This is a genomic window from Frigoribacterium sp. MEB024 (genome assembly GCF_000878135.1).
GTDB lineage: Bacteria > Actinomycetota > Actinomycetes > Actinomycetales > Microbacteriaceae > Frigoribacterium.
The window spans coordinates 1-3,862 of sequence record NZ_JXQZ01000033.1; the positions used below are offsets into that span (position 1 = coordinate 1).

The window sequence follows — 3,862 nt, forward strand, 5'->3', positions numbered from 1 at the left end:
CCGCTGTCGCGATTTGCACACGTGAGGGGCGGGGGCGAGGGGGCGACGGGGCGAGGGGGCGGGGAGGCGCGGGTCAGGACCGCAGGACGCGCACCTCCCAGGGGGCGAGCGTCAACCCGGCCCCGCCGGGCACGTTGCCGATCACGACCTCCGGCACCGAGCGACGCCGCAGCGCCGGGTGCAGGGCGGGGTCGAGCTCGTACGCCTCGCCCGACCAGTTCGCCAGGACGAGCAGCTGCTCGTCACCGAGCGTGCGGGTGAACGCGTACAGCCGCTCGTCGTCCGGCGCCAGCAGCTCGAACGACCCGAGCGCCACGACCGGCGACTCGTGCCGCAACGCGATGAGACGGCGGTAGTGCTCGAACACCGAGCGCTCCCCGGCCGCACGGTCGGCCTCGACGTTCACGGTGTCGTGGTTCGCGACCAGCTCGATCCACGGGGTGCCGGTGCCGAAGCCCGCCGCCGCGCCTCCTGACCACGGCACCGGGGTGCGCGCGTTGTCGCGACTGCGGAAGCGCAACGCCTCGAGCAGGTGCTCGGGGTCGGCCCCCGCCGCGACCGACTCGTCGAACCAGTTGATCGACTCGATGTCGCGGTACTGCTCGATCGAGGTGAACCCGGCGTTCGTCATGCCGATCTCGTCGCCCTGGTAGACGTACGGCGTGCCCCGGTGCAGGTGCAGCACGGTGGCGAGCAACGTCGCCGACTCGAACCGGTACCGGCCGTCGTCGCCGAAGCGCGACACCGACCGCGGCTGATCGTGGTTGCCGAGGTAGAGGCTGTTCCAGCCCTGGTCGGCGAGACCGTCCTGCCAGCGTGACAGCGAGCGCTTCAGCGCCACGAGGTCGAACGGGAGGTTGTCGAACTTCGAGGCCGGCCCGTGGTCGAGGCCGACGTGCTCGAACTGGAACACCATGTCGAGCTCGTGCCGGTCGGCGGCCGTGAACAGCTTCGCGTCGTCGACCGTCACACCCGGCATCTCGCCCACCGTGATCAGCTCGCGGTCGGTGCGGTGCGCGAAGACCTCGCGGTGCATCTCGCGCAGGTGGTCGTGGATCTGCCCGCCCATGACGAAGTGCGAGGCTCCGGGCGCCAGCGACGAGGGCTCCTTCGCGATGTGGTTGATCACGTCCATGCGGAACCCGTCGACGCCCCGGTCGAGCCAGCGGTTCATCATGTCGAAGACGGCGCGGCGCAGGTCGGGGTTCTCCCAGTTGAGGTCGGGCTGCTTCGACGCGAACATGTGCAGGTAGTACTGGCCGGTGCCCTCGTCGAGCGTCCAGGCCGGGCCGCTGAACGCGCTGCGCCACGCGGTCGGGTGGCTGCCGGCGCCGGGTGTGCCCCCGGCGTCCGCCCCCTCGCCCGTCGGCAGCGGGTCGCGCCAGAGGTACCAGTCGCGCTTCGGGGAGTCGCGCGACGACCGGGCCTCGACGAACCACGGGTGCTCGTCGCTCGTGTGGTTGACGACGAGGTCCATGACCAGCTTCATGCCGAGCGCGTGCACCTCGTCCGTCAGGGCGTCGATCTCGGCGAGCGTGCCGAACAGCGGGTCGACGTCGTCGTAGTCGCTGATGTCGTACCCGTTGTCGGCCTGGGGCGAGCGGTAGATCGGCGACAGCCAGATCACGTCGACCCCGAGGTCGTGCAGATGACCGAGCCGCTGCCGGATGCCGCCGAGGTCGCCGACCCCGTCGCCGTTCGAGTCGGCGAAGCTGCGCGGGTAGATCTGGTAGACCGTCGCGGTCGTCCACCAGGCGGGCGGGGTGGTCGTGGGGCCGGTGTCGTTCGTCGTCGAGTCGCTCACCCGTCCAGCCTGTCACGGCCGACCACGGCCGCGCCGTGACGCCGAGACCCCAGGAATTCGCCGAGACCCCCGGGCGCGCGTGGGGGTCTCGGCGAGTTCCTGGGGTCGGAGGGGCTCAGGAGGCGCGGGTCGGCCACCAGGGCAGGGTTCAGCCGGTCGCGTCCGGGCGGCCGAGTTCGCGCTCGAGCAGCTCGAGGTCGATCTTGACGTGCTCGCGGGCGATGGCCGCGGCGTCCGCCGCGCGTCCGTCGCAGATCGCGGCGACGAGCGCCTCGTGGTCGGCGAGGGCGCGCAGCTCCATCTCGCGCATGCCGTCCGGCCCGCCCCAGAGGTGCGCCGGCGCCGAGATGCTCACCCGGGCCTCGAGGTCGAACAGCACCCCGCGCAGCGTCGCGTTGCCGGCGGCCTCGGCGATCGCGACGTGCAGGGCCTCGTCGGCCTTCTGCGACGCGAGCCCCGACGCGGCGTCGCGGTAGCCCTCGAGTCGGTCGTGCAGCCGGTCGACGTCGGTCGTGGTGCGGTTCTCGGCGGCGGCCTCGGCGACGACGCCGTGCAGGCGGCTGATCGCCTCACTCGTGTCGCGCAGGTCGGACCACCGCGCGGCGAGCGTGCGGCGCACGACGTCGGTGCCCGACCCCGGGGCCGGCGCCTGGACGAACGAGCCGCCGCCGCGCCCGCGTTGCGTCACGATCAGCCCCTGCTCGACGAGTCGGGCCAGGGCGGCCCGCACGGTCATGCGGCCGACCCGCAGCGAGGCGGCGAGGTCGCGCTCCGGGGGGAGGCGCGAGCCGGGCAGGTACTCGCCGATCGTGATGGCCGTGACGAGGCGGTCGGTGAGGTCGTCGACCCGGGTCGTGGGTGGGAGAGGGGCCCCGAGGGCGCCACCGAGGGCGCCGTCGACCGCGACGTCCGAGCGCGAGCCGCCCGCGCCTCCTCGGCTGTCGTCCTGGCCCATCGCGTCCCCGTCCCGGCTCGCCGACCCGTCGTGCGCGGGGCGCTCGAGGTCTCGTCGTGTTACGAGCAGATTAAGGCATCGCGAAAGGTCTTGTCGCGAGACCTTAGCCGGGTGCATGCTCACCCGCATGTCCACGATCACCACCGGCACCGCCCCCTTCCACGACGCCGAGACCTGGTACCGGGTCACCACGCCCGACGAGCCGCGCGACGGTGCACTGCCCCTCGTCGTGGTGCACGGCGGCCCGGGGATGGCCCACGACTACCTGCGCAACCTCGAGGCCTTCGCCGACGAGACCGGTCGCACGGTCGTGCACTACGACCAGCTCGGCTGCGGTCGAAGCACCCACCTGCCCGACGCCCCGGTCGACTTCTGGCAGCCGAGCCTGTTCATCGCCGAGTTCGAGGCCCTCGTCGCGCACCTCGGCCTCGAGCGGTACCACCTGCTCGGCCAGTCGTGGGGCGGGATGCTCGGCGCCGAGATCGCCGTGACGGCACCGGACGGGTTGGCGAGCCTGGCCATCTGCAACTCGCCCGCGTCCATGCGGCTCTGGGTCGAGGGCGCCGGCGAGCTGCGCGACCAGCTGCCGACCGGCACCCGGGAGGCGCTGGCCCGCCACGAGGCGGACGGCACGACCACCGACCCCGAGTACCTCGCCGCCACCCAGGTGTTCTACGAGCGTCACGTCTGCCGCGTGGTGCCCATGCCGCAGGACTTCGTCGACAGCGAGGAGCAGATGGAGGCCGAGCCGACCGTCTACCACACGATGAACGGGCCGAACGAGTTCCACGTCATCGGCACGATGCGCGACTGGACGATCGTCGACCGGCTGCCGTCGATCACCGCGCCGACCCTCGTCGTCGCGGGCGAGTTCGACGAGGCGACGCCCGCCACCTGGCAGCCGTTCGTCGACGGCATCGCCGACGTCCGCCCGCACGTGTTCGCGGGCGCCAGCCACTGCTCGCACCTCGAACAGCCCGAGGAGTTCCGGGCCGTCGTCGCACCGTTCCTGGCGGCGCACGACGGGCTGCGCGACTCGACCCGCGCCTCCTGACCGGCGCGGGCCGCGCCTCCTGAACCGACGCGGCCGCCCATGACGAAGT

3 protein-coding genes are annotated in these 3,862 nt (G+C 72.6%); 1 reads left to right on the forward strand and 2 read right to left on the reverse strand.

Going from position 1 to position 3,862, the window contains the following annotated elements; genetic code table 11:
• Positions 1–73: 73 nt before the first annotated feature.
• Both SZ60_RS08270 and SZ60_RS08275 read right to left on the reverse strand, forming a co-directional pair.
• Positions 74–1,804: an alpha-glucosidase gene (locus SZ60_RS08270; protein ID WP_043595090.1), complete on the reverse strand. Its 1,731-nt coding sequence runs from the start codon at positions 1,802–1,804 to the stop codon at positions 74–76.
• Positions 1,805–1,952: 148 nt separating this feature from the next.
• Positions 1,953–2,759, reverse strand: coding sequence for a FadR/GntR family transcriptional regulator (locus tag SZ60_RS08275; protein WP_043595091.1), 807 nt, complete (start codon positions 2,757–2,759; stop codon positions 1,953–1,955).
• Positions 2,760–2,886: 127 nt separating this feature from the next.
• Here SZ60_RS08275 and SZ60_RS08280 point away from each other — a divergent pair, with 127 nt between their 5' ends.
• Complete coding sequence (locus tag SZ60_RS08280; protein WP_231567085.1) at positions 2,887–3,813, forward strand: proline iminopeptidase-family hydrolase; 927 nt, start codon at positions 2,887–2,889, stop codon at positions 3,811–3,813.
• Positions 3,814–3,862 lie beyond the last annotated feature (49 nt).